This is a genomic window from Rhodococcus sp. P1Y (assembly GCF_003641205.1).
Taxonomy (GTDB): domain Bacteria; phylum Actinomycetota; class Actinomycetes; order Mycobacteriales; family Mycobacteriaceae; genus Rhodococcoides.
Genome location: NZ_CP032762.1, coordinates 5,728,481 through 5,753,592 on the forward strand (window position 1 = coordinate 5,728,481; position 25,112 = coordinate 5,753,592).

26 protein-coding genes are annotated in these 25,112 nt (G+C 63.0%); 3 read left to right on the forward strand and 23 right to left on the reverse strand.

Annotation, left to right across the window (positions count from 1 at the left end; translation table 11 throughout):
• Window positions 1-10 precede the first annotated feature (10 nt).
• From D8W71_RS26585 to D8W71_RS26610, 6 genes are all read right to left on the reverse strand, one after another.
• On the reverse strand, window positions 11-850 hold the full coding sequence (locus tag D8W71_RS26585) for a mycofactocin-coupled SDR family oxidoreductase (protein ID WP_121118093.1): 840 nt from the start codon (window positions 848-850) through the stop codon (window positions 11-13).
• A complete protein-coding gene (locus D8W71_RS26590) occupies window positions 847-1,266 on the reverse strand; it encodes a MaoC family dehydratase (RefSeq protein ID WP_121118096.1) in 420 nt (139 codons plus the stop codon). Before D8W71_RS26590 ends, D8W71_RS26585 begins: the two co-directional genes overlap by 4 nt.
• Complete coding sequence (locus D8W71_RS26595) at window positions 1,263-1,703, reverse strand: MaoC family dehydratase N-terminal domain-containing protein (protein ID WP_121118098.1); 441 nt, start codon at window positions 1,701-1,703, stop codon at window positions 1,263-1,265. Before D8W71_RS26595 ends, D8W71_RS26590 begins: the two co-directional genes overlap by 4 nt.
• The gene (locus tag D8W71_RS26600; protein WP_121118100.1) at window positions 1,700-3,256 is read right to left on the reverse strand and encodes a class I adenylate-forming enzyme family protein; all 1,557 of its coding nucleotides are present in this window, start codon (window positions 3,254-3,256) and stop codon (window positions 1,700-1,702) included. The genes D8W71_RS26595 and D8W71_RS26600 overlap by 4 nt, the downstream gene beginning before the upstream one ends.
• 10 nt (window positions 3,257-3,266) lie before the next feature.
• Entirely contained in the window at window positions 3,267-3,674 is a 408-nt protein-coding gene (locus tag D8W71_RS26605; protein WP_020110873.1) for a nuclear transport factor 2 family protein, read from the reverse strand.
• Window positions 3,675-3,835: 161 nt separating this feature from the next.
• Window positions 3,836-4,987 carry an acyl-CoA dehydrogenase family protein gene (locus D8W71_RS26610; protein ID WP_121118102.1) on the reverse strand — a complete coding sequence of 384 codons (1,152 nt, stop codon included), beginning with the start codon at window positions 4,985-4,987 and terminating at the stop codon, window positions 3,836-3,838.
• A 72-nt stretch (window positions 4,988-5,059) separates the two neighbouring features.
• On the opposite strand from D8W71_RS26610, the gene D8W71_RS26615 reads away from it, so the two are divergent.
• A complete protein-coding gene (locus D8W71_RS26615; protein WP_121118104.1) occupies window positions 5,060-5,842 on the forward strand; it encodes an SDR family NAD(P)-dependent oxidoreductase in 783 nt (260 codons plus the stop codon).
• Between the two features lie 100 nt (window positions 5,843-5,942).
• Here D8W71_RS26615 and D8W71_RS26620 read toward each other — a convergent pair whose 3' ends face one another.
• Genes D8W71_RS26620 through D8W71_RS26655 form a run of 8 tightly spaced genes read right to left on the reverse strand, consistent with a single transcriptional unit; the run spans window position 5,943 to window position 13,157 of the window.
• Complete coding sequence (locus D8W71_RS26620; protein WP_121118106.1) at window positions 5,943-6,734, reverse strand: SDR family NAD(P)-dependent oxidoreductase; 792 nt, start codon at window positions 6,732-6,734, stop codon at window positions 5,943-5,945.
• A 3-nt stretch (window positions 6,735-6,737) separates the two neighbouring features.
• On the reverse strand, window positions 6,738-8,111 hold the full coding sequence (locus tag D8W71_RS26625; protein WP_121118108.1) for an MFS transporter: 1,374 nt from the start codon (window positions 8,109-8,111) through the stop codon (window positions 6,738-6,740).
• Window positions 8,112-8,140: 29 nt separating this feature from the next.
• Window positions 8,141-8,551: a Zn-ribbon domain-containing OB-fold protein gene (locus tag D8W71_RS26630; protein WP_121118110.1), complete on the reverse strand. Its 411-nt coding sequence runs from the start codon at window positions 8,549-8,551 to the stop codon at window positions 8,141-8,143.
• Window positions 8,548-9,702 carry a thiolase family protein gene (locus D8W71_RS26635; RefSeq protein WP_121118112.1) on the reverse strand — a complete coding sequence of 385 codons (1,155 nt, stop codon included), beginning with the start codon at window positions 9,700-9,702 and terminating at the stop codon, window positions 8,548-8,550. Before D8W71_RS26635 ends, D8W71_RS26630 begins: the two co-directional genes overlap by 4 nt.
• Entirely contained in the window at window positions 9,699-10,133 is a 435-nt protein-coding gene (locus D8W71_RS26640) for a MaoC/PaaZ C-terminal domain-containing protein (RefSeq protein ID WP_121118114.1), read from the reverse strand. The genes D8W71_RS26635 and D8W71_RS26640 overlap by 4 nt, the downstream gene beginning before the upstream one ends.
• On the reverse strand, window positions 10,130-10,729 hold the full coding sequence (locus D8W71_RS26645) for an FAS1-like dehydratase domain-containing protein (protein ID WP_121118116.1): 600 nt from the start codon (window positions 10,727-10,729) through the stop codon (window positions 10,130-10,132). The genes D8W71_RS26640 and D8W71_RS26645 overlap by 4 nt, the downstream gene beginning before the upstream one ends.
• Complete coding sequence (locus D8W71_RS26650; protein ID WP_121118118.1) at window positions 10,726-11,928, reverse strand: CaiB/BaiF CoA transferase family protein; 1,203 nt, start codon at window positions 11,926-11,928, stop codon at window positions 10,726-10,728. Before D8W71_RS26650 ends, D8W71_RS26645 begins: the two co-directional genes overlap by 4 nt.
• Window positions 11,925-13,157 carry a CaiB/BaiF CoA transferase family protein gene (locus tag D8W71_RS26655; protein ID WP_121118120.1) on the reverse strand — a complete coding sequence of 411 codons (1,233 nt, stop codon included), beginning with the start codon at window positions 13,155-13,157 and terminating at the stop codon, window positions 11,925-11,927. The genes D8W71_RS26650 and D8W71_RS26655 overlap by 4 nt, the downstream gene beginning before the upstream one ends.
• 167 nt (window positions 13,158-13,324) lie before the next feature.
• Here D8W71_RS26655 and D8W71_RS26660 point away from each other — a divergent pair, with 167 nt between their 5' ends.
• Window positions 13,325-13,918, forward strand: coding sequence for a TetR/AcrR family transcriptional regulator (locus tag D8W71_RS26660; protein WP_121118122.1), 594 nt, complete (start codon window positions 13,325-13,327; stop codon window positions 13,916-13,918).
• On the opposite strand, the gene D8W71_RS26665 is transcribed toward D8W71_RS26660, so the two are convergent.
• Genes D8W71_RS26665 through D8W71_RS26705 form a run of 9 tightly spaced genes read right to left on the reverse strand, consistent with a single transcriptional unit; the run spans window position 13,908 to window position 23,826 of the window.
• On the reverse strand, window positions 13,908-15,110 hold the full coding sequence (locus D8W71_RS26665) for a CaiB/BaiF CoA transferase family protein (RefSeq protein WP_201265206.1): 1,203 nt from the start codon (window positions 15,108-15,110) through the stop codon (window positions 13,908-13,910). The genes D8W71_RS26660 and D8W71_RS26665 overlap by 11 nt on opposite strands.
• Window positions 15,110-16,582, reverse strand: a complete 1,473-nt coding sequence (locus tag D8W71_RS26670) for an aldehyde dehydrogenase family protein (RefSeq protein ID WP_121118126.1) — start codon at window positions 16,580-16,582, stop codon at window positions 15,110-15,112. Before D8W71_RS26670 ends, D8W71_RS26665 begins: the two co-directional genes overlap by 1 nt.
• A 17-nt stretch (window positions 16,583-16,599) precedes the next feature.
• Window positions 16,600-17,058 (reverse strand): MaoC family dehydratase, encoded by a 459-nt coding sequence (locus D8W71_RS26675; RefSeq protein WP_121118128.1) that lies wholly within the window; start codon window positions 17,056-17,058, stop codon window positions 16,600-16,602.
• The gene (locus D8W71_RS26680; RefSeq protein WP_121118130.1) at window positions 17,059-17,949 is read right to left on the reverse strand and encodes an HpcH/HpaI aldolase/citrate lyase family protein; all 891 of its coding nucleotides are present in this window, start codon (window positions 17,947-17,949) and stop codon (window positions 17,059-17,061) included.
• An 11-nt stretch (window positions 17,950-17,960) separates the two neighbouring features.
• Window positions 17,961-19,127 (reverse strand): acyl-CoA dehydrogenase family protein, encoded by a 1,167-nt coding sequence (locus tag D8W71_RS26685; protein WP_121118132.1) that lies wholly within the window; start codon window positions 19,125-19,127, stop codon window positions 17,961-17,963.
• Between the two features lie 14 nt (window positions 19,128-19,141).
• A complete protein-coding gene (locus D8W71_RS26690; protein ID WP_121118134.1) occupies window positions 19,142-20,785 on the reverse strand; it encodes an AMP-binding protein in 1,644 nt (547 codons plus the stop codon).
• Window positions 20,782-21,807 carry an LLM class flavin-dependent oxidoreductase gene (locus D8W71_RS26695; RefSeq protein ID WP_094654312.1) on the reverse strand — a complete coding sequence of 342 codons (1,026 nt, stop codon included), beginning with the start codon at window positions 21,805-21,807 and terminating at the stop codon, window positions 20,782-20,784. Before D8W71_RS26695 ends, D8W71_RS26690 begins: the two co-directional genes overlap by 4 nt.
• A gap of 25 nt (window positions 21,808-21,832) precedes the next feature.
• Window positions 21,833-22,603 carry an SDR family NAD(P)-dependent oxidoreductase gene (locus D8W71_RS26700; RefSeq protein ID WP_121118136.1) on the reverse strand — a complete coding sequence of 257 codons (771 nt, stop codon included), beginning with the start codon at window positions 22,601-22,603 and terminating at the stop codon, window positions 21,833-21,835.
• A 32-nt stretch (window positions 22,604-22,635) separates the two neighbouring features.
• A complete protein-coding gene (locus tag D8W71_RS26705) occupies window positions 22,636-23,826 on the reverse strand; it encodes an acyl-CoA dehydrogenase family protein (RefSeq protein WP_121118138.1) in 1,191 nt (396 codons plus the stop codon).
• A 121-nt stretch (window positions 23,827-23,947) separates the two neighbouring features.
• On the opposite strand from D8W71_RS26705, the gene D8W71_RS26710 reads away from it, so the two are divergent.
• Window positions 23,948-25,102, forward strand: coding sequence for a thiolase family protein (locus D8W71_RS26710; RefSeq protein WP_121118140.1), 1,155 nt, complete (start codon window positions 23,948-23,950; stop codon window positions 25,100-25,102).
• Window positions 25,103-25,112: the final 10 nt, after the last annotated feature.

The window sequence follows — 25,112 nt, forward strand, 5'->3', positions numbered from 1 at the left end:
GATGGTCCTTTCATTTCACGTAAGCGCCCGCATCCACGGGCAGGGTGACACCGGTGACATATCGGCCTTCGTCACTGGAGAGATAGAGCACGGCATTGCTGATGTCGACGGGATCGATCCAGGGCACCGGCAACGTGTTCAGGGACATGAACCCCGCCATTGCCTTGTCCTGCGTGGGCTCCGGATCTCCCGGTGCGAACATCGAATAGGTCCCTGGGTTCTGGATCATGATGGTGTCGACGTTGGTGGGATGCACAGTGTTGACGCGGATCTTGTACTGACCGAGCTCGTTGGCCATCGTCCGCATCAATCCGACGATCCCGTGCTTCGCGGCAACGTAATGGGCGACGTGCTGAATGCCTTTCAACCCACCGATCGAACTGGTGAACACGATGGAACCACCGTTGCCCGCCTCGATCAGAGCAGGGATCGCAACCTTTGCGGTGTGGAAGACACCGGTGAGGTTGACGTCGATCATGTCCTTCCACTGCTCCGACGTCAGCTCCCACGACAGCCCATAGGTCGCGATACCTGCATTGGCGACGACGATGTCGACACGACCCAACTCTGCGACACCCTCGTCGAACACTGCCTGCAACTGATCGAGGTCGCGGACGTCGGCTCGCCGAGCGACGATACGGCGATCGAGGGCCTCGACCTGCGCAGCCGTCTCGGCCAGTTCTTCCTCGGTGGCGAGAGGGTAGAACGGGGTGACCGTATCGATGTTCTCGCAGATGTCGACGGCGATGATATCGGCGCCTTCCTGCGCCAATCTGACTGCATGCGAGCGACCTTGGCCGCGCGCTGCACCGGTGATGAATGCTACTTTGCCTTCGAGCCTTCCGGTCATGCATGCTCCTTCGGTAGTAGAACGGTTCCTGCACCGGTGAGGACCTCGGCGCCGCCCATGACGGTCAAGGAAAGCGAACACTCGACTTCGAGCCGATCGATCTTCTCGGTCACTGCCGTCACGACTCCCAACGCCTCCAGCCGGTCACCCTCGAACACGTTGCCCAGGAAACGGAATCGGTAATGGGTGATGCGATCGGATCCACCGGCCCACTGGCCGAGCATCGACAACACGTACGCCATGTTGCTCGGACCTTGGTTGACTGTCTTGTCACCCATGCCGAGTTGCGCGACGGCCACGCGATCGAAATGGATCGGGTTGGGGTCCCGCATCAATGCCGACAGAAGCTTCATCTTCTCCGGGTCAACGCTCTCGATGATGCGAGCAGGAAGGGATTGGCCCACTTCGATATTCACGCGGCCTCCCCTCGACGCGGGAAGACGATGGAGTTGGTGGTGGACGCGACGAGCTCGGCCTGTGCGTCGAGCACGTCCAAGCGATAGCCGACGATGTCGAACACGCCCGTCTTTTTGCCCGTTTTGCGCGCAGCCGAGACGATCTCGCCACGGACCGTGTAGGTCTCCCCCGTCTGCAACGGGGTGTGAACAGTTGTATTCGTTTCGCCGAACATCGGACCATCTGCTTCGGTCGCATGGAAGACGTCGAACAGTTCGTTCCACGTCCACCCCATCGACCCGGTGGCAACGAGAAACACGAACGTCGGATGCGAGGCTCCGTCCTCCGGTGAGCACTCCATGGCGTCGAGCACCAGGGTGACCCACCACTTCTCCAACGTCCTGCTGCCGCCGGGCATTCGTGTTCCGACGAGGGCTGTGAGTTCGTCCTCGGTCATACGCTGCGGCCCGTCGCCTCCCAGTAGGGCGACCGCAGATCACGTTTCATGATCTTGCCGGTGGGTGCCTTGGGCAGGGCCGAGACGAAGTCGACCGACCGCGGCTTCTGGTACGACGCCAGGTTCTTCTTCGCAACGTCGATGATGTCCTGTTCGGTGGCCGTCGTCCCTGGTTTGAGTACGACGACAGCTTTGACGGCCTCACCCCATTCGTCGTCGGGAACACCGATGACAGCGCATTCGAGTACCGACGGGTGTGCGCCGATGGCTTCCTCGACCTGCACGCTGAAGATGTTCTCTCCGCCGGAGATGATCATGTCCTTGGCTCGGTCGACGATGTAGATGTACCGGTCTTCGTCCCACGTCGCGATGTCACCGGTCCACATCCAGCCGTCACGCAGCGTGTCCTTGGTCAATTCCGGGCGGTTCAGGTAGCCGATCATGTTCGACTCCGACCGAACGACGATCTCGCCTGGGGTCTTGCCGTCACGTGGGACTTCTTCACCGAATGCGTCGACGATTCGAATGGTGGTGACGAAACCTTCGCGGCCGCAGGACTTCAGACGGTGCACGTCGTGACCCTTGACCGCGGCGAGGTGATCCTCCTGGGACAGGAAGGACATCGTCGTACCCTCGGTCTGCCCGTAACCCTGGATCAGCGTGCACGGGAAGGATTCGAGCGCCGCACGCACGATGGTCGACGGCATCGGCCCGCCGCCGTACTGAATGTTGCGAAGGCTGGACAGGTCGTACGAAGCGAAATTCGGGACGGCCATCATCCAGTTGAGCATCGTGGTGATGCCGAGGAAAGCGGAGACCTTCTCGGACTCGATGATCTCTAGTGCCTGCTGCGCTTCGAAGTTGACCAGCACCACCGGACAACCGTGCTTCATGTAGTTCATCGAGAGAACTACAGGAATGTGGTACATCTGACCGGTGAGCATGTACACGTCGGTAGGTACGACACGTTCGGCCACAGTCTGATTGAGCATCCCGTTTGCCGCGCTGGTATGGGTGTGGATCGCACCTTTGGATTCGCCGGTGGTTCCGCCCGTGTAGAGGATGAAGAACGGGTCGTCTCCGCCGATCGACGGTGTCCAGATGGGTTCGGCCGCGCTCGAGCGTGCCAGGAGCTCGTCGTAGGAACCATCGGAGTCGGCGCCGAACTCGAGCCAATTATCGACATTCACCGAACGTTGCAGCTCGAGCTTGGTCTCGGACCACTCGGCCGCGGTGATGATCACCTTCGGCGCAGCATCGGCGATCAGTCCGATGAGCTGCTTGATCCCTAGGCGCCAATTGAGCGGCTGCAGAACCAGTCCCGCTTGTCCAGCAGCGAAGTACAGCTCCTGGAACTCGACGCTATTGCGTGTCAGGACGGCGACACGATCGCCCTTTTCCAGGCCCAGGTCTCGTAATCCGTTGGCTAGCCTGCGAACACGCTCGTCGAGCTCCGAGAACGTGATGCGCCGATCGTTCGGCACGTCGAACACAGCCTGGCGGTTCGGCGTCAGCGCGGCCCACTTGGCCGGGATGAGTCCCTGATTCAACATATCTGCGCCTTCAGTACGGGAGGTCGAGTGCGATGTGACGCTTGGAGATCAACCAGGTTCCGTCGACCTCGGTGAACTCGTCCTCGTACTTGCCGCTGGACAGTACTGTCAGTTTTCCTTCGGCCACCGAGATGATCACAAGATAAGCAACGACTTTCGCATGTGTGGCATCGATATCGTCGATGAGGATGTTCGTCGTCAGATGGCGTCGCTGATCCGACTGCGAATGCGCAGAGCCGTTCATCAATTCCATGATCGCGTCGAGACCGTCGAACGGCCCGATGAGGTCGCCGTCGGCGATCTTCATCGTCAGGACCGCGTCCTTGGTGAACGATGCTTCGATCATCTCCGGATGATGATCGTCGTATCCGAGAGCGTAGCGGCTGAGGGTGTTCTCGATACCTGAACGGGACGACATGGCGGGCTCCTCGAGATTGTCGTGACGACTGTCACATCAAGGCCAATCATAATCATGAATCCCGTTGCGTCAAGGGTGATTTCGTGGCTCCTGATCAATCGACGACATGCCGATACCCGCCCGAGCACAGAACATTCTCGGACGAGCATCGCGGGCAGGTCTTACAGCAGGTCGCCCTTGATCAGTTGCTTGGCAAGCGAATCGAGGATCACTTCGGTGGAGCCCTCGTAGATTCGCATCGGACGCGCTTCTCGATAGAGGCGTTCGATGACACTGCCGCGGGTGATGCCATAGCGGCCCATGACCTGAACGGCTCGATCGACCACTCGGCCCGCCACCTCGGTGGCCGCAACCTTGGCCATCGAAGACAGGTGCAGGTTCGCTCTCGCGTCACGCGCGGACGCAGCAGCGGCCCGGTACGTCAGCGAGCGTGCCATCTCGATGTCGGTCCAGCACGTTGCAAGGTGCTCGGGCACCGAGCCGAGCCTCGACAGACTGACGCCGAACTGCTCGCGGCTGTTGGCGTGCCGCACAGCCTCTTTCAGAGCCGCTTCCGCCAGGCCGACCGCTGCGCCCGCGACCGACACACGGAACGTGGCGAGGGTAGCGAGCACGAGCGAGAAGCCCTTCCCTGGCTCGCCGATGCGGTGATCGAGCGGTACCCGAACGTCGTTCAAGATCACGTCCGACAGCACGTGCGGCGCAATGATCTGATGCGGACGCTCGGTGGTGACTCCCGTGGCATCGGCCGGGACAAGCACCAACGAGTACCCGTCACCCTCACGACCGAGAATGCTGTAGAAGTCCGCGTCGCCGCCGTTGGTGATGAAAGATTTGTGCCCGTTGACCACGAGCTGGCCGTCGACCTCTTCGATCGACGTCGTCAGCGCCTTGAGGTCGGATCCCACATGCGGCTCGGTGAGGCCGAGTGCGGCGATAGCGTCGAGGTTGGCTACTCGCGGCAGCCAGTACTCCTGCATCGCGGGAGTGCCGCCGACCGACAGCCCGTAGCTGCCGATGCCCTGCATAGCGAAGAGCGAGTCGAGGTGTGCGCATTCGGCAGCGAGGCGCTCACGTACGACGGTGACCGCAAGCGAGTCGACCTTCTCGAACCGACCCCCGAACTGCCTCGGAACCGTCACGCCGGCCAAGCCAGTGGCCTGTAGACGCTTGCGGACGTCCACGTCGATGCTGTCCGACTCGTCGGCCCGATCGGCGATATCGCGGACAGATTCCGCAAGCGCCCGCGCTTCGACCTGCAGTTCGACATACTTACTTGGGAGCTCGAACAGTCCCGCTGATTCAGACACCATGTCTCCATTCGTCAATCTATGATTACCATACTAAGGAATTGCCTACAGCGGTCCGGATCCAGGAGAAAAACGATGCCCCAGTTCGACGCACCAGGTCAGGTCGATATCACTGCGCAGTTCGATCTCAGCGGCCGCGTAGCCCTGATCACCGGAGGCAGCCGAGGACTCGGCAAAGCGATGGCGTTCGGCCTGGCCCAGGCAGGTGCTGACGTCATCGTCGCCAGCCGCGATTTCGAGTCGTGCCAGGTGACGGCCAAGGAGATCGAGGACGCGACCGGGCGTCGGGCATTCCCGATCGCCGCCCACGTCGGGAAGTGGGACGCACTCGACGAGCTGGTCGACAAGTCCTACGAGCACTTCGGCAAGGTCGACGTGCTGATCAACAACGCGGGCATGTCGCCGCTGTACGACTCGGTCGACTCGATTTCCGAGACTCTGTTCGACAAGGTCCTCGGGGTGAATCTGAAGGGCCCGTTCCGCCTCGCAGCCCTGATCGGAACCAGAATGGCGCAGGGCGACGGCGGCTCCATCATCAACATCTCGAGTGCGGCGTCGACCAAGCCGAGGCCGGACGTGCTGCCGTACGCCGCTGCCAAGGCAGGCCTGAACGCCATCACCGTCGGGCTGGCCAAGACTTTCGGGCCGACCGTGCGCACCAACGCGATCATGGCGGGAACCTTCCTCACCGACGTCTCCAACGCCTGGGACATGGAGGCCTTCGGCAAGCGAGCCGCGACCTTCGCCGCCAAGCGCGGAGGCGACCCCAACGAAATCGTCGGAGCCGCCTTGTATCTCGCGAGCGATGCATCCAGCTACACCACAGGGTCCATCATCACCGTGGACGGCGGAATGTAGGGCGGCTCCGCCGCCAGTGCGTTCGAAGCGGCTCCGCCGCCAGTGGCACGGTTATGAACCTTCCCGGGTACATAACCGTGCCACTGGTGCGGAGCACCGTCTACGACCGAAGACCTCGCCAGGCCATGGTTCCACCGTCGACGGGGACGTTGGTGCCCGTCATGAACGACGCTGCATCGGATGCAAGGAAGCACGCAACCCGGGCCACCTCGACGGGATCGCCGAGACGCGGGATCAAGTGTGCCCCACTCATGAAGCGTTCCTGCACGACCGGATCTTCGGCTGCGTCGATATGCTTCTGCGCCATCGTGGTTCGGAAGCTACCCGGCGAGAAGCTGTTGCACCGAACCTCGTTTGCCAGCGAGATCGCCGTCGTGCGAGTCAGCTGGATCACCGCGGCTTTGCTGACGGAGTACGCAGGGGTCTTGTACCCCATCATCCCGGACACAGAGGCTGCGTTGACGATGGACGGCCCTCGATCGGACGCCCGCAGATGCGGCGCAGCGTATTTCGTCGCCAGCCACATCGACTTGACGTTGATGTTCATGACCGCATCCCACACGTCCTCGGGGAGGTCGACGATGTTGGCCTGCTCCCCTGGCACGAAACCGGTGTCGATGACGCCCACGTTGTTGACGAGCGTGTCCAGCCCACCTGCGGCGGCGACGGCGTCGTCGATCATCTGCCGTACCTGTGCACCGTCGGAGACGTCCACCCGCAGCGCGACGCTCTTGGCCCCTGCCGCTGCGATCAGCGTCTCGGTCTCGGCCAGCAACTCCGGTGAGATGTCCGCGACGACAACCGTTTCTGCTCCTTGCGCAGCTGCCTCGACGGCGATGGCCCGGCCGATTCCCGAGCCTCCGCCCGTCACCAATACGCGCTTGTCCTCCATGGGTCAGCCTTCTTTCACGAGTGGTGGATAACCCGAGACCGGCTCCGCCACGATGTCCATGGGGGCGACTTCGTCACGTGTGTGCTTCCACAGCGCGTAGGTAGCCAGTGCACCGACCACCATCGGGATCGCAGCGAAGTAGTACAGCGTCTGCGGAGCGAACACTGCCAGCGCATAGCCGACGGCGATCGGAGCCGAGATGGAGAACAACCGGCCGATACCCAGCATCCACCCGATGGCGGTCGAGCGGGCCCGTAGGGCATACAGCGGAGGGACGACAGCAGCAGCCGCGGTGATCGCGATGTAGGTGAACAGCCCGACCGCGACGGTGAGCGCGATGGCAATTCCCGGGTGCCCGAAGAACGCTGCGAACGCGACGATAGAGACGGCGGCAATCGCCATTGCCGTCCACAGCAACCGACCCGCGGAAATCTTCAAAGTCCACACACCAAAGACCAGTGCTCCGACGAGTCCGCCGAGGGAGAGGATCAGTCCGGCGGTGGTTCCGAGTTCTGCACTGCCACTGGACTCTTTAACCAGCTGCGGCGTCCAGGTGTTCGCGAAGTAGAACGCCGACATCAAGCACGAGTACATCAGCCACGTCAGCAGCGTTCGGTAGTACATACCGTTCGCGAACAATCCGCGAACCGAGGTGTTGTCCTCGACGATGGGCGCCAGCGCGGGTCGGGCATTCGGGTCGATAGCGGGGTTGTTCAGTTTGGCGATGAAGCTGCGGATCTGGGCGTCGGCTTCCGGAGTGTTCTTGCTGATCAGGAAGTCGACCGACTCGGGAATCATGACGAGTGTGACCGCAACAGCACCTGCAGTGATGACGGCGCCGAAGATGAACATGACCTGCCATGCGCCGTCGAAGGCTGCCACGAGCAGCGCCCCGATTCCGCCGCCGACGAGGCTGCCGAGCGGGAAGCCGATCGAGTACACACCCATGATGGTGTTGCGGCGCTTCTCCGAGGACAATTCCTGGACGAGCACGATCAGGCTGGCGGCCATGCCGCCGATACCGATGCCGGTGAGGAAGCGGGCTGCGATGAGCGCCTCGACGTTCGGCGACATCGCCGACGCTGCCAGACCGATCAGGTTGAGGACGAGGCCCCACAGGATGAGGCGTCGACGCCCGATCCTGTCGGCAAGGGGTGCTAGGAATATCGAGCCCGCCGCCATCCCGGCCAGGCCCGCGCTGAGCAGGTAGCCCTTCTCGGCGGTGCTGTCGAAGAATCCGTCGGGTAGGTGTGGGAGCACGAATCCCATCACGAACACATCGAATCCGTCGATGGTGATGACCAGCAGACAGGCGGCCAGCACTTTGTACTGATAGCGGGAGATCGGCGATGTCTTGATCGCGGTCGAAACGTCCATCGTTGGTTCCATTCCGAAAGGTAAGGGGTTCAGTCGAGTACGAAGACGGGCACGTATTCGTGCTCGTCGGCTTCACCGGATTTGTGGAATTCGGCGTGGACGGACGCGCCGGTCAGAGGTTCTGTGCCGTCTGTGACCAGTCGGGTCCACCACCATGGGCCTTCGTCGAGTTCGACGACGGCAAGAATGTGTTGTGGTACCACGGTGCGTTCGGCGTTGCGGCCGTACACGGTGGTCCACGAAATGATTCGGCCGCGGCCGCTGGCAGGCATCCAGCGGTAGTCGGCGTCGTCCGGAACGGCGGCCTGTGGCGCGAGAAGCTCACCGGTGCCGATGTTCTCGCGCAACAGGAACTCGCCGCGCGCAGTGCCGTCGAAGAATTCGGCAGTCTGTGCGTCACGGCAAACGGGCGCGAGCGGGATGGACAGGATCGCAGTCATCGGCCGGCTCCCAACAGGAGTGTGGAATGGTGGTCGAGAACGCCGCCGTTTCCGGACACGAGCGCAGTGTCGTGCCTGTCGACCTGACGCGCCCCCGCCTGCCCGCGAAGCTGGATGACCGCTTCCGACAACGGAGTCATTCCCCACATGTAGTACGACGACAGCTGTCCGCCGCCGGTATTGACCTTCAGCGAACCATCTGGCCCGAGAAGACCTGGCGTAGAGACGAAGTCGCCGCCGGATCCCTTGTCGCAGAATCCGTAGTCCTCCAGCGAAATCATCAGGGTGTAGGTGTAGCAGTCGTAAAGCTCGACAAGGTCGATGTCCGACGGGGAAAGCCCTGCAGCAGCGAACGCCTTGGGTCCCGATTGTGCTGCTCCGCTGGTCAATCCGAAGTCTTCGCTGCGACGCATGTAGTGGCCGGGATGCGATTGCGCCGACGCCAGAATGTCCACCGGCGGTTGCGCGAGATCTCTGGCGCGCTCGGCACTCGTCACGATGACGGCAACGCCGCCGTTGGAGACCAGGCAGCAGTCCAGCAGATGGAACGGTGAGCTGATCATCCGCGAATCCTGATGGTCTGCAAGGGTTATTGGGTCGCGCATCTGCGCCAGCGGATTCAAAGCAGCCCAGGCCCGTTGTGCGACCGCAACGGCACCGAGATGCTCGGAGGTGGTGCCGTAGGTCTGCATGTGTCGGTTGGCTGCGAGCGCGTAGAGCGAGTTGGCACTGTTGACGCCGGTCGATCCTAGAATCCCTTCCCAACCGACTCCGCCCGAGTTGGCCTGCGCATATGACGCCCCGGTCGCGACCCGCTCTTTCAGCGGCGCGTCCGCGAACACGCATGCCACCGTGGTCGCCTGTCCTGCTTCGATTGCCAATGCCGCGAACTGAACCATCGCGCCGGCCGTCGAGCCGAAGGACTGCATCACCGACAGCAGCGACAGGTCTTCGAGACCGAGTTCCTGCGCCAGCGGCAAGCCGAGTTCCCCGGTGACACCGCCGCTGATGAGAAGACCGTCGATCTCGCTCAACTCCAGGTGCGCATCTGCCGCTGCCCGACGGACCGCGTCCGCGCCGAAATTCGTCGCCGTCTTGCCGTAGATCCGGCCCATCTCGGTGATTCCCAGGCCCGCAATCGACGCTGTCATGCTGGTACCTTCTGAAGTGGCAGTTCGATTTCCATCGTTCCGGGCCCGACGGTGACGACGCCCTCGTTGCGGCTGATCAACTCGACCGTCACGACGCCTTTGTCGCCTCGAATCTCCTTACCCACGACGGTGCCGTGCACGGTCGTGGTGGTACCGACGGGGTTGAACTTCTTCATGGCGAAGCCCTTCACCGATCCGATGACACCGGTCGGTCCGGCCCAGTCGCGAACTGCCCTCTCCCACATTCCCATCAGGAACAACACGTTGGCGTAGGCCTCGGGTGCACCGGAATTCTTGGCGTACTCGGAGTTGTGGTGGATGGAGTTGAAGTCGCGGTTCGACCCTGCCGCCATCACGAGTCGGTACATCGACAGTGGGTATTCGGGCACCGGGAGCTTCTCGCCCTCGGTGACATCCTCGAAAAATTTCATGATTCGGAGTCCTCGGTTACGGGGTTGTAGGCGTAGACGACGTTGCGTACTCGAGCAACGACGTCGCCGCGGTCGCTGACGATGTCGTTCTCCCAGGACAGGAACGCCCCTCGGCCGAGTGAGGTCTGCTTCGGACTGCACGAGATCAGCCGTCGTCCTCGGTTTCCGAGTCGCTCGCCGAGCAACACCGGCCTGACGAAGTCGAGTTCCATGCTGGCAGTGAGGAACCCGCTGGTCTCGGGGCCGGGGTACGGGTCCTCGTTGTTGATCGGGCTTCGGGTGGGCTGCGCGTCGCGATCGGCGCTGTCGTACAGCGTCTCTTCACCCGGGTTACGCATGGCCGCAATTGCCCACGACAGCAGACCTGTGGACGGTGCGATCACACCGTCGAATCCGGCTGCATGGGCAGCGTTTTCGTCGTAGTGGATCGCACTGTCGAGCTCGAGCGGTTCGAGATACCTGCGGACGGTCCCCGATTCGACTCTATCTCCACCCCAGCGGATGCTGCCGTCCGAGAAGTCCTCGCCTACAAGGGCGAGAAGTTCGTCCCAGTCCGCCACCCAGGACGGTCTGACGTCCGTCAGTTCTGCGGTCATACCAATGCACCTTCACTTTCCAATGTCTCGATCTGTTCGGCGGTGAGGCCGAGGATGTCGTGCAGGACGTATGTGTTGTCCTGGCCGCACACGGGGGCCGCTCGGTCGGCGGACAGAGGCGTATCGCTGAGCTGGTACCTGGACCCCTCGACCGTTACTCGTCCGTGCAGGGGGTGGTCGAGTTCGACGAGATGCCCACGGTGCCGGAGCTGCGGGTCCTCACAGAACGCCCGACTGTCGGCCGAGACGTGCGCGGCGATGCCGACGCGTTGCAGCAGGTCTTCGAGATCCTGAGCGCGGTGCCGCGCAGTCCACACCGCGACGAGATCGTCGAGTTCGCTACTGCGGCGCACCCGGACGTCGAGAGTTCGAAAATCGGATGCGGCGTCGGGAAGATTCATGATCGTGGCGAGCATCCGCCACTGGTCGTCGTCGCCGACGGTGATGGCCACGAAGCGGCCGTCTGCGCAGGGGTAAACACCGTTGGGTGAGAACGCCGCGTCGCTGTTTCCTCGCCGCTCCACAACCGCGCCCTCCGCCGAATACTTCGCCAGATAGGGCGACTGCAGGTAGGCACCGCACTCGACCTGCGAGATGTCGATGTACGCACCGACTCCGCTCTCCTCACGCTTCAGCAGGGCAGCGAGCAACGCCGCCAGGCCGAACCGCGGAGCCACATAGTCGGTGTACGGGCCGAACGGTCCGAGCGGAAGCCGATCCGCCCAACCGACGGTCGACTGAAAGCCCGACAGCGCAGCTCCGACGTTTCCGTAGCCGGCCAGGCCGCTGTACGGACCGTCCTGTCCGTTGATGGAACTGCTCACCATGATCAGGCCAGGGTTGGTCGCGCGCAGAGTCTCGTAGTCGAGCCCCCACTTCTTCATTCGACCGGGCGCGTACGACTCGAGGACGACGTCCGCCCAGTCGGCGAGAGACCTGGCGACGGCCCGTGCGGCCGGGAGGCGAAGATCCAACGACATTCCGAGTTTGCCTGCGTTCACGTTACCGTAGAGAGCCGAGTTCTCATGTCCTGCAACACCGCCCTCGAAGGGCGGCATCAGACGGGCCGTCTCGACTTTGGTACCGGATTCGACGCGCACGACGGTTGCGCCTGCGTCGGCGAGGGCGCGTCCGACGAGTGGGCCCGCGACCACCCAGGACATGTCGAGGACCTTCACTCCAGCGAGAGGCTTGCTCATGACGCGTTCTCCATGACGCGTGTGCCTACCCAGTCGGCGAGAACTTCCTCGGTGTGTTGCCCGATAGACGGTGCAGGCGATCGAACATGGAGGGTCTCTCCACTGACCTTCGCGAATGCACCCGGCATTCTCACTTCGCGACCTGCGTCGTCGACAACCGTCGAGTAGAACCCACGCGCATCCAGCTGCGGGCTCGCAGCAACATCACCGGTGTCGTAGATCGGCACGCACAGCAATCGGTGTTCACGTGCCGCTTCCAGCACCGCGTTCTTCGTCTTGCCTGCCAGGAACTCGGCGACGGCACCGCGGGCCTCGTCGAATCGAGCGTCGTCGAACTCCCCGCGTGCCACCATGTCGGGGACCTCACGCCAGTCGATGGACGCGAACCGCTCGTAGTCCGGATTCTCCGACGCCATCCACCTGAAGAATGCCGAGGTGAACGCACCGGAGGCGCGGCCGACAGTGAGATGGAATTCGATGAGACCGTCGGCGCAGCGCCACTTCTTCTTGGCGGGATCAGTACCGGAACCGCTGCCGGACTGATCCATCTTCTTCACCGGACCATCGACGAGTTTTTCCCACTCCGGGGATACATCACCTGCGGTGTGAGCGAGAACCCTTCCCAGCGTGGCTGTTCCGAGGGATGCCTGCGCGGAGACGTCGACGTGCTGACCACGACCGGTGCGCGTCCGTGCCAGTAACGCGAACAAGGCACCGTCGGCTGCATCGGCGGCGGCGTGCAGAAAGGCCTGCGGAATCGAGATCCTGACCGGAGGGCGATCTTTCTCCCGATGCGGGTCGAGCGGACCGCCCGCCGCCCAGACCACCAGGTCACTGGCGGCGTAGCGCGATTTCGGCCCGGTGGATCCGAACGCCGAGATCGAGACGTAGACCAGGCGCGGGAACAGGGTGTGCAACTTCTCGAACCCGAGCCCAAGGCTGTCCATCACGCCGGGCCCTGCGGACTCGATCACGACGTCGGCCTGGGCGATCAAGTCGTGGAGGCCCGCTGGATTCTCGAGGTCGATGGCTATGCCGCGTTTGTTGGCCGCGTAGGTGTCCCAGAAATACGATCCTCGAGGTCCGAGCGGCTCGGCCGTACGTGCCGAGGACCCATCGAGTGGCTCGACCTGGACCACGTCGGCGCCCAGATCGGCAAGCATCCGGCCTGCGAGCAGGCCACGATCGTCGGTGAAGTCGAGCACGCGGTACCGCTCCAACAGCGCCATTGCGCCCACCAATCATGAAAAGGGAGAACACCTTCCGAATCAGCAGGAAGGCGGAACGTTTCTGAACGTTCTTCGTCTGTAACTAGGAAAGTACACTCCCCCATGACGCGAATCAATGGTTTTCAGTGGTTCAGGTCACAAATTTTTCGAACGAGAAGGAGAAGGCAGTGCCGGACACCTCCAAGACGGGACGCCCACGCGACCCCGACCTGGAACGACGCGTGTTCGATGCCGCCGTCGACATCTTCGGAACCCAGGGGTGGGCCAAGTTCTCCATCGAGGCCGTCGCGCGCCAGGCCTCCGTCGGAAAGGCCTCCATCTACCTACGATGGCCGAACAAGAACACCCTGCTGCAGGACGCAATCGAGGACCGCATCACCGTCGTCGCCACTCAGGATTCCGGTGACATCAAGGCCGACCTCCTCGAACTCGCCCGTCAGACCATGAGGCTGTACCTCGGCGGCGCTGGGCGAGCAATCTTTCGGATGGCCATCGAGGGTGATTCCATCCCCGGCGTCACCGATCAGTTTGCACTCTTCCGCGATTCGCAAACCCTTGCCGCACGAGACATGGTCCGCAAGGCCATCGCCCGCGGAGAACTCCCCGCGGACACTTCGGTCACGCTGTTGCTCGAAACTTTGCTGGGCGCAATCATTCTGCACACCCTCAGCACACCGAAGAAGCTGGACGACGCAGTGCGGGCGCACTCCGAGGAGTACGCCCGCAACCTGGTCGACCATGTATTGCGAACTACGCGCTGACGATCCCGCGCGTCGCGAGGTCGGTGAGTTCGTCTGCACTCAAGGACAACTCGGCCGTCAAGATCTCGGCCGTATGCTCCCCGACTCCGGGCACGCCGTCGTACACCGGCCCGTCGTAGCTCTTCATGTGGAGAACCGGTCCCGGCATCAAGACCTTGCCCAGAACGTCGTTGCCGGTGATCTCCACCAATGTTCGCTCCAAGAAGTGCGGGTCCTGCACCACATCGGAGGCGTCGTTCACAGCGGCGCTCACCACCTCGAACTTCTCAAGGGTCGCAAGCACCTCGGCACGAGGCATGCTCTTGCACCAGTCGATCACCATCGTCTGCACGTCGTCGTTGTTCCGTAGGCGATCGGCATTGGTGGCGTAGCGCGGGTCGTCGATGATCTCCGCTTTTCCCATCGCAGCGAACAACCGCTTGGCGATGGCCTGATTCGACGCAGCGATGGACAGAAACTTACCGTCGCCGGCCTCGTAGATGCCGCGAGGGGACGCGGCTCCGGTCGAATTGCCGATACGCTGTTGAATCTCGCCCGTCGCGGTGTACTTGAGGAACATGTCGCCGACGATGAACATCAGTGGCTCGTACAGCGCCACGTCGACTTCCTCACCGAGACCGGTCTTTTCCCTCTTGAACAACGACATCGCCACGCCCATCGCGGCGGACAGGCCCGCGATGGAGTCGGCGAAACCGAACGGCGGCGAGGTGGGAGGCGAGTCCGGCCAGCCATTGACGTTTGCGAATCCACTGGCTGTCTCGGCGACGGTTCCGAAGCCCGGCAGCAGGCAGTTCGGTCCGGTCTGGCCGAAACCGGACACCCGAGCCAGAACGAGCCCGGGGTTGTCCTTCGACAGTTCCTCGAAGCCGAGTCCCCACGCCTCGAGACGTCCAGGCCTGAAGGACTCGATCACGACGTCCGCGCCGGCGATGAGACGCTTGACCAGCGCTCGACCTTCGGCGTCGCGCAAATCGATTCCCACCGAGCGCTTTCCTGCGTTGAGACGCGAGAACCCGAGCGACAAGCCTTCTTTCTGCGGGATCCACTGACGCGCATAGTCACCCGACGCTGGGTCCTCGACCTTGATCACCTCTGCCCCGAAGTCGCGGAGCATGCGGCCCGCCGTCGGCGCGGCGTACATCGTGCCGAGCTCGACGACCTTGATGCCCGCGAGCGGACCGATAGCGCCCATCAGATCCTCCACTGAATGTGCTTGACCTCTAGGTATTCCTTCATGCCCCATTCGCCGAGCTCACGGCCGACTCCGGACTTACCGTAGCCGCCGAACGGGGCGTCGGGACGCATGGAGCCACCTCCGTTGATCCACACCGTTCCGGCCCGGACCTGCTCCGCGACCCGCCTGGCCTCGATCGGATCGTCGCACCAGACGTTCGCCGCGAGGCCGTAGTCGGTGTCGTTGGCAAGACGGATCGCTTCCTCGGTGTCGGAGAACGGCACGATCACCGCGACGGGGCCGAAGATCTCTTGCTGGACAGCACGCGCGCTGTGTGGAAGTCCGCCCAGCAGAACCGGATTGACGAACCACCCTTTCTCCGGCAGCGGCTTGGTGACCTGGAGTAGCTTCGTGCCGCCCTCGGCGACCGATCCGTCGATGAATCCGTTGACGCGAGCCTGATGGTCGGGGCGGATCATCGGTCCGATGTTGGTGGCGGGATCCCACGGGTCGCCGACCACCATCTGATCGAAGGCCGACGCGCCTGCTTCGAGGAACTCGTCGTACACGCTGTCGTGCACCAGGAGCCGAGCGAGCGCCGCACATCCCTGGCCGCCGTTGCGTGCCCAGCGAAGATGCATCTCGACAGCGATCTTCTTGACGTCGACGCCTTCGAGCACAATGTTCGGAGACTTACCGCCGAGTTCGAGCGTCACACCGGTGAGATTGGCCGACGCCTGTTCCATGATCTTCGCGCCGACGCCGTCGGAGCCGGTGAACGAGACACGGTCCACACCGCGGTGCGACGATAGTTGCTGTCCCACATCGGCACCACCGATGATGACGTTCATGACACCCGGCGGCAGGCCAGATTCTTTGATGAGATCACCGAGGAACAGCGTCGTCAGCGGGGTCCGCGGCGACGGCAACAGCACGACGGTACAGCCCGCGGCCAGCGCGGCACCGAACTTGAAGATCGCGAGGTTGAGCGGGTAGTTGTATCCGGTTATAGCGGCGACGACGCCGACGGGCTGGTGGACCACGTCGCTCATCGTCGGAACAGGCTTGTCGTACTCACCGAGATGAATCGTGCGCTCGGTCTTCGCGGCCTCAGCCGCCCATCGAAGATGCTCGTCGACCGCCATCTTCACCTGCAGGTACGACGCCAGCGACACTGGGCACCCGACCTCGTTGACGATCGAGGGCAGCAACCGGTCCGCGGCCTTCTCCAACGCGTCGGCGAAGCGGTGGATGTGCTTCGAGCGCTCTTCACCGCTCAGTGCGGACCACGCCGGAAATGCCTGCCGCGCTGCGGCTACTGCATCGTCCACCTGGCTGCTCGACGCTCCACCGACAGTCGCGATGACCTCTTCGGTGGCGGGGTTGTAGACGTCCCACGTCTCACCCTGAGGCTGAGCGTCGGTGTCGCCGATCAGCAGAGTCCTGGTGTCCGGTACCCACTTCTGGTCGATCTCTGCCACTGCAGTCATTTCATGCACCCTCTTTCTCAAAGCTCTGCCGGAAGTTTGGCCATCAACCCGACGCGTTCGAGGACGCAGACGATCTCGTCGCGTTGGTTGTAGCCGATGTGCTCGAACCACACGATGCCGGAATCGTCACGGCTCTTGGATTCGCGCTTGTTCTTGATGGTGGTCTCGGCGCGCAGGGTGTCGCCGTGAAACACCGGGTTGGGAAAGGTGATCTTCTCGTAGCCGAGGTTGCCGAGGGTGGTGCCCATGGTCAGCTCGGGTACATGGAACGCACCGATCAACGCAACGGTGAAGAGGCTGTTGAACAGTCGCTGCCCGTGGATCGTGCCCTTGCAGAACTCCGCGTCGAGGTGCAGCGGCTGAATGTTCATCGTGAGCGAGGTGAACATGACGTTGTCCATTTCGGTCACCGTACGGGTCATCGCATGCCTGTAGTGCTTGCCGACCTCGAACTCTTCGAAATACAAGCCTCGCATTTACTTCTCGCCTCTCTCGATGATCGCTTCGGCGCGCTCCAGCCACTGAAGCGCTTTGTCGTAGTGCGCCTTGTCGATGTGCAGACCTCGATACCGCAACGCACCGGTCCCCTGCGCCTCGGCCTTCTCGTACGCTTCGGCCAACCCTCGGTAGAACTCGATGTCCTGCTCCGACGGGCTGAACACAGCGTTGACGGTCTCGACGTGCGACGGGTGGATCGCGATCATGCCGCGAAAGCCGAGTTGACGGCCCTTGACCGCGAAATCTCGGAGACCGTCCAGATTTTCGAGGTCCTCCCACAGTCCGGTCAGCGCGTGGATCTTGGCCTCCCTGCACGCAAGAAGAACCCGGCTACGCAGGTAGAGAGTTTCGAGCCCCTCGGGTGTCCATTCGTATCCGACCTCGCGGGCGATATCCGCGTGCTCGGCGGACGGGCCGATCATCGCGCCCACGCGCGGCGACGCTGTCGCGACCTCGAGGCAGTTGTGGATCGCCTTGACGGTCTCGACCGGCACGATGTATTCGAGGCCGTCGACACCGTTGCGCGCCTCGAAGTGGTCGAGCAATGCGTCGTACTGGAGCACGTCGACAGCCTTTTCGATCTTCGGCGCGAACACTCCGGTGAGGCCGGGGACGACGACGGCTTCGAGATCCGCGCCCGTGAGCCTCGTCGCAAGGGGGTTGACTCGAACGAACAGCCCCACATCGGGATTGGTTTCGCGGACCCTCCTGATCGACTCGGCAACCGTTGCGCGCGCGGACTCTTTTTCCGGCAAGGGAACGGAGTCCTCGAGATCGAGTACGACGCAATCGGCGCCGGACGCGACGGCCTTGTCCACCCACCGCGGGCGGTGACCAGGCACGAACAGGATCGAACGATACGGCTGCATGTCACTCCCCTTCAGTAGCTGCGCGGCAAGCCGAGAACATGCTCGGCGGTGTAGTTGAGGACCATCTCCTGGCTGATCGGCGCGATCCGCATCAGACGGGATTCCCGGAAGTACCGTTCGACGTGAAATTCCTTACCGAACCCGAATCCGCCGTGCACCTGCAGCGCTGCGTCCGCGGCGAAGAATCCCGCTTCGGCACACAAGTATTTGGCGGCGTTGGCTTCTCGGCCACACGGCAGGCCGGCGTCGACCATCCACGCAGCCTTGTCGACGACGGCAGTGGCGGCATCGAGCCGGATGCGTGCTTCGGCGAGTTGGAAGGCAATGCCCTGGTTCTTGCCGATCGGGCGGCCGAACACCTCACGTTCCTTCGCGTACTGAGTTCCTCGTCTCAGTGCCGCTTCACCGATGCCGAGTGCGGCATTGGCCGAGATGACCCGCTCGGCGTTCAGACCGCCGAGGATGGTGCGGAATCCGTGTCCGACCTCGCCGACGACGTCCTCGTCAGCAACGAAGAGCTCGTCGATGAAGAGTTCGTTTGTGTCGACGGCGTTGCGACCCATCTTCGGGATCGGACGAATCTGGACTTTGCTGCGATCCATGTCCGCGAACAGCAATGTCATTCCAGCAGTGCGTTTTTCGCCCTCGACGCGCGGACTGGTACGCACCAGGAGCAGCATCTTCTCGGCTTCCTGCGCCTTGGTGATCCACACTTTTTTGCCCGACACCAGAAATCCGCCGTCGACCTTCTTCGCGAACGTCTTGATGTTGGTGGTGTCGGTGCCTGCATCGGGCTCGGTAACGGCGAACGAGGTGTGCAGTTCACCGGTGACGACGCGTGGAAGGTACTTCTTCTTCATCGCCTCGCTGCCGTGATTGATGATCGGCTCGAATCCGAAGATGCCGATGTGCACTGCACTGCATCCGCCCATTCCCGCTCCGGACGCGGAGATCTCACGTTCGACGATCGCAGCCTCGGTGACGCCGAGTCCCCCGCCGCCGTACTCTTCGGGAACGGTCAGTCCGAGCCAACCGCCCTCGGCCACAGCGTTGTAGAAGTCCCACGGGAATTCGTGGCTGTCGTCGTGCTCCATCCAGTAGTCGTCGGGAAACGCCTTGCAGAGCGTCTTGACCGCAGCGCGGATATCGTCGTGTGTGGGGTCGGAAGAGTAGTCCATGTATGTCTCCTGCGCTAAGCGACCGGCACCGCGGTGCGATCGAACGTGTCGGCTGTGACGCCCTCGTCGCGCAGTACGGCCTTGCGGACCTTCTCGGACGGTGTCTTGGGAAGCGCGTCCAGGAAACGGACGTATCGCGGTGTGGCGAAGGCAGGGATACGACCGGTGCACCAGTCGAGAATCTCTGCCGGGTCGGCCTTTTCGCTGACGACCACAGCGGCGAGAACCTCGTCCTCACCGGCTTCGACGTCGGCAGGAACGCCGATGACGGCGCATTCGACGACGGCGGGATGGCCGAGAACGGCCTGTTCCACCTCGTAGGAGCTGATGTTCTCACCGCGCCTTCGCAAGGCGTCCTTGTAGCGATCGACGAAGTAGAACCAGCCGTCCTCGTCCTTGCGCAAAGCGTCGCCGGTGTGGAACCACAGATTGCGCCATGCTTCGAGGGTCTTCTCCGGCATGCCGTAGTACCCCATGCTGCAGGTCCATGGCTGGACGGGACGTACGACCAGTTCTCCGACTTCACCGACGGGCACTTCGCGGTCGGTCTCGGGGTCGACGAGCCTGATGTCGAACCAGTCCGAGGCCACCTTGCCTGCCGCACCGGGAGGAATCTTCTCACCGTACGGAGTGAGGATCGGCGCGCACGTCTCGGTGAGTCCGAAGGCGTTGACGAAAGCCTCTATGCCGTAACGATCTTTGAACTGATCGACGACGGTGTCCGCGATCGGGGCGGCGTACACGGCGCGCAATTGGTTGTCGCGATCGTTCTCCCGAGGAGCCTGTTTCCACGCGAAGTCCATCATGACGCCGACGAAATTGGTGACGGTGACGCCGGAGTCGCGGACCATGTCGATCCATCGGCTAGCACTGAACTTGGGGTACACCACGGCACTGGCGCCGGCGACGAGCGCCGGATAGACGGCCATGAATTGGGCATTGCCGTGGAACAGCGGCGTCGTCGTCATGTAGCGATCGGCCGGGGTGAGCCGGGTGAGCGACACGACCTCCTGCGCAAAGAAGTACAGCTGCGAGTGCGGCATCGCGACACCCTTGGACGGGCCCGTCGTCCCCGAGGTGAAGAAGATAGCCCCGAGGTCCTGCGCACGCGGCGCGGGAACGGTGACGGGCGTGCCCTTCTCCAGCTCGTCCCAAGCCTCGGCCTGCCAACCGTGCTCGCGCAGAAGGGTGAGTGCCTTGTCCGCGGTACCGGTGTCGATCACCCAGAATTTCTCGATGCCGCGGCTGTGCTCGGCAATCGCGACGAATCGCTCGGCGAACGTGTCGTCGATGACGGCCCAGCGTGCGCCGACGGTGACGATCTGGTGGCGAAGAAATTCGCCTTCGTAGTTCGTGTTGATCGGCACCTCGACGGTTCCGCCGACAGCGGCAGCGAACCAACTACGTATCAGCCGTGACGAATTCATCGCCATGATGACGACGCGGTCACCCTGTTGCGCGCCCGCCGCATGCCAGGAACCAGCGATACGTTCTGCGGCGCCGAGGATGTCGGAGTAGGTGAACTCCAACTTCTCCTCCGGCGTCACCAGGAACGTGGCGTCGGGCGTGGCGGCGGCGTGGGTCCGCAGCACGTTGTCGAGCGTCCACCCCTCCGGGTCGGCGAAGGCCGGGTGCAGATCGGTGTACGTCTGGCTCACTTGAAGTCCCGGAAAGGTTCGAGGGCCAGCATCGACGGAACGACATCCTTGCCGAGACGCTCGATCGCTGCGATTGTTTCGTCGCCGTCCATGGTCGGCCACTGGGGGCGCAGCAGGAGTGGATCGACCGGCAGTGTGGTCACCAGATCGGTGAGCTTGCCGACGACATCGTCCGGAGTACCGACGATGACATGATCGGAGACCGACTCGGCGAACTGGCCTGCGAGATCGCGGCCGGCCATGACGTCGAGACCCTTCGCCGCATAGGTGAGGTAGCGCCCCTGAGCAACGCGCGCGTACTCGACCATCGCTTCTTCCTTGCTGTCCGCGACGAGGACGTTACGACGGAGCGGCTGAAGGCCGAATTCCTTGCCGCGCGCCTCGAACAGATCCTTGACGACGCGGTAGCGCTCCTCGACCTCGTGCTTCGGGGTCTCGGGCGGCACGGCGTAGGCGTCGCCGTACTTTCCTGCTCGACGCACACCGCCCATTGCGTGCGCACCGATCCAGATCGGGACGTGTGGCTGCTGGACTGGATGCAGGTGCGGCTTGACGCCGTCGAGTTGGAAGTACTTGCCCTCGAAGGTGACCTCGTCCTGGGTCCACAGCTGCTTCATTACCTGGAGGGACTCGTCGAACCGCCCTGCGCGCTCCTTGTACGGGACCTGGAGGTAGTCGAATTCCTCTGGGCGGTACCCCAATCCGGCGCCGAAGATCAACCGGCCCTCGGTGACGACGTCGAGTGTCGCGATCTCCTCGGCGAGCATGACCGGGTGATACAGCGGGGCGATCATGATCTGCGTGACGAGCTTGGTCGTCGGTGCGACGTGCGCGGCGAGGCGGGCGAGCAGCGGCACTGGCTGGAGCCAGCGCAGATCGCCGTAGAGGAAGTGCTGCCCGATGGCGATGTAGTTGAACCCGTTGTCTTCCGCGGTCTCGACGATGCGGAGAATGTCCTTGAACTGCTGCGCCGGCGTCACCGACTTCGGCACGTCGCTGAGCAGTAAGCCGACCTGAACCATGAGAGTCCCTTCTGATCTGGCGCGCTTATTGCGCGGTGAGGCCGCCGTCGACGGGGATGGTGACGCCGGTGATGTAGCTGGCGTCGTCGCTGTTGAGGAACGCGATGACCGACGCGATTTCCTCCGGCTCGGCGCCGCGGCCCAGAGGGATGGTCGCGACGAAGTCGGCTGCCAGAGCCGTGACGTCCGAACCTTTTTCTCGTCCGAAGAACTGGGCGAGCATCGGCGTCTTGACCTGCCCCGGGCAGATGACGTTGACGCGGATGCCGTCCTTGGCGCCGTTGAGTGCGAGCGCACGGCCGAACGGTACGAGCGCTCCCTTCGTCATCGAGTAGATGGGGCTGAACGGTGACCCGATGAGCGCCGACGTCGAGGAGGTCAGCGTGACCGAGCCCTTGCCGCCTGCCTTCTTGAGTAGTTCGAACCCGAGCGTCGTGGAGTAGTAGGCGCTCTTGACGTTGACGTCGATGTTCTTGTCCCACGTCGCATCGTCGACTTCGAGCCCACCTGGACCCGGCATGCCGACCTGAGCGTGCAATGCGTGCAGTACGCCCTTCTCGGCGTCTATCTTGGAGAAGAGCGACCTCAGGTCGTCGTTGTTCGTGGCGTCGACGGTTACCGCTGTCGCCTGTCCGCCTTCGGCTTCGATCTCCGCGGCAACCTTGCGCGAAGCTTCCTCACTGAGGTCGGTGACGTAGACGAACGCTCCCTCGGAGGCGAGACGGTGACTGATGGCACGGCCCATGCCGGAACCTCCGCCGATGACGGCGGCGATACGGCCTTCATAACGCTGCATTTCTTGTACTCCTTCTCAAGTTACTCCGTTATTCAAGCGCGTTGATCGAACGAACGTCCCAGTAATTCGGAAACAATTCGGGTCCGTTGCATGGTCGGCGTTCCACCGGCGAGCGCCCAGCCGTGCGCATCGCGGTGCATGCGCTCTATGCCGAACTCCTCGGTGTAACCGTTTCCGCCGTGAAGCTGCATCGCGAGATCGGTGACCTTCTTTGCCATCTCGTTGGCGGTGCACTTCGCAAGCGAGACGTGCAGCGAGTTGGGAAGCTGTTCTCCGTCGATGACCGATGCAGCTGCGCGCTGCAGCAGCAGCCTCGCGGCGTCGACCTGAAGTGCCATGTCCGCGATCGTCATCTGCACGGCCTGGAACTCGATGAGCGGCTTGCCGAACTGCGTTCGCTCCTGGACGTAGCGGATCGACTGGTCGAGCGCAGCCTGGCCGAGCGCGAGGCTCATCGTCGAGTTGCCGAGGCGTTCGATCGAGAACGCGGTGAACAGCGTGCGGAAGCCACCGGGTTCGACGACGATGTTCTTCTTCGGGACGGCGACGTCGTCGAAGTAGATGTCGGCGGACGGGATGCCGCGAAAGCCCATGAGCTTTTCGCGGGCGCCGTAGCTGACGCCCTCCCGGTCGGCTTCGACGAGAACCGCACCGATTCCCTTGGCACCGGGCGCGTCGCTCATGCGCGAATAGACGAGGTAGACGTCGGCCTCGGATCCGTTGGAGATCCAGCGCTTGTTTCCGCTGACTCGGACAGTGTCTCCGTCTACCGTTGCTTTGGTGGTCAGGTCCGTCGCAGCCGAGCCCGCATCCGGCTCGGAGATCGCCACTGCCATGGTGAGCTCACCTGCGATGATTCCCGGGAGAAACCGCTCACGCTGTTCCTCGGTTCCGATCCGGGCGATCACCTGGGCTGGGCCGGTGTTCGCCTCGAAAATCTGGAATGCGGCGGGCCTGCAGTGGTAGGCGAACTCCTCGATGACGTTGAGTGCCTGCTGAAGCGGTGCGCCTCCTCCACCGAAACGCTCGGGAAGGGCGATCCCGAGGAAGCCGAGCGACCCGAGGAACTTCCGTTCTTCGAGCGGGAACGCGGTTCGCTCCGCATCCCACTGCGCCGCTTTGGGGGCGTACCGCTCAGTGGCGACCTTGGCGGCCACCTCTTTGATGGCGCGCTCGTCGTCGGTGAGTGTGCTGGCAGACATGGCCACCTCTTTCATGCTCATGATTATACTAATCCGGTGTGACCTACGGTACAAGATCCCACCCGTCGGCCGCTAGGTTCATGCTAAACATAATCATGAATAACACGGTGTGTTTCCACAAACCTGCTCGAGGAGGGTTTTCATGACACGTGCAGTCATCGTCGACGCCGTTCGTTCGCCCATGGGCAAGGGCAAGATCGGGGGCGGGCTGTCGCACCTTCACCCAGCAGACCTTCTCGGTCAGGTGCTGCGCCAACTGGTCGACAGATCCTCGCTCGACGCAGGCCTGCTGGACGACGTCATCATCGGGTGCGTCGGAGGCAACGGTGAGCAGTCTGGAACACCCGGCCGTCAAGCAGTGCTGTCCGCGGGTTTCCCGGTTCACGTGCCGTCGGTGACGGTCGAACGCAAATGCGGTTCAGGGCAGCAGGCACTCGACTTCGCCGTCCAGGGCGTCGTGGCCGGGGCGTACGACATCGCGATCGCGGGTGGGGTCGAATCCATGAGCCGCGTCCCGATGGGCAGCGCACGCGGTGACGCCGACCCGTTCGGCGAGGGTGTTCGTGAGCGGTTTCCAGTCTTGGTGCCGCAAGGAGTGGCCGCGGAACTCGTGGCGCAGAAGTGGGGAATCTCCAGGTCGGAGCTCGACGAGTACTCCGCACGCTCCCACGCACGAGCCTCGGAAACGGACTTCGCCGGCGAGATCGTGCCGGTCGGTGGCCTCGTCGCCGACGAAACCATCAGAACGGGCACGACCGCCGAGAAGCTCGGCGGACTGAAAGCCGTGTTCGGCACCGACGAGCGACGAGCGCAGTTCCCTGACCTCGACTGGACCGTCACCGCCGGGAACGCGTCGCAGATCACCGACGGCGCTGCGGCCCTGTTGGTGATGAGCGAAGAGCGGGCCTCGCAGTTGGGTCTGCGGCCCCGGGCCAGAATCGTCGCGTCCGCGGTGATCGGCGACGATCCTCTATTGATGCTCACCGGCCCGATCCCGGCGACCGAAAAGGTCTTGAAGAAGGCCGGTTTGACACTGGCCGATATCTCCGCTTTCGAGGTCAACGAAGCATTTGCCTCGGTCCCACTGGCATGGGCGAAGGAGCTCGGCGTCGATCAGGACGTCCTGAATCCCGTCGGCGGAGCGATTGCGCTCGGACATCCGCTGGGCGCCTCGGGCGCCCGCATCATGACTACGTTGATCAATCACCTCGAACGCACCGGCGGCCGTTACGGACTGCAGACCATGTGCGAAGCAGGCGGAATGGCCAACGCAACCATCATCGAGATACTGAAGTAAGGAGTCGGTC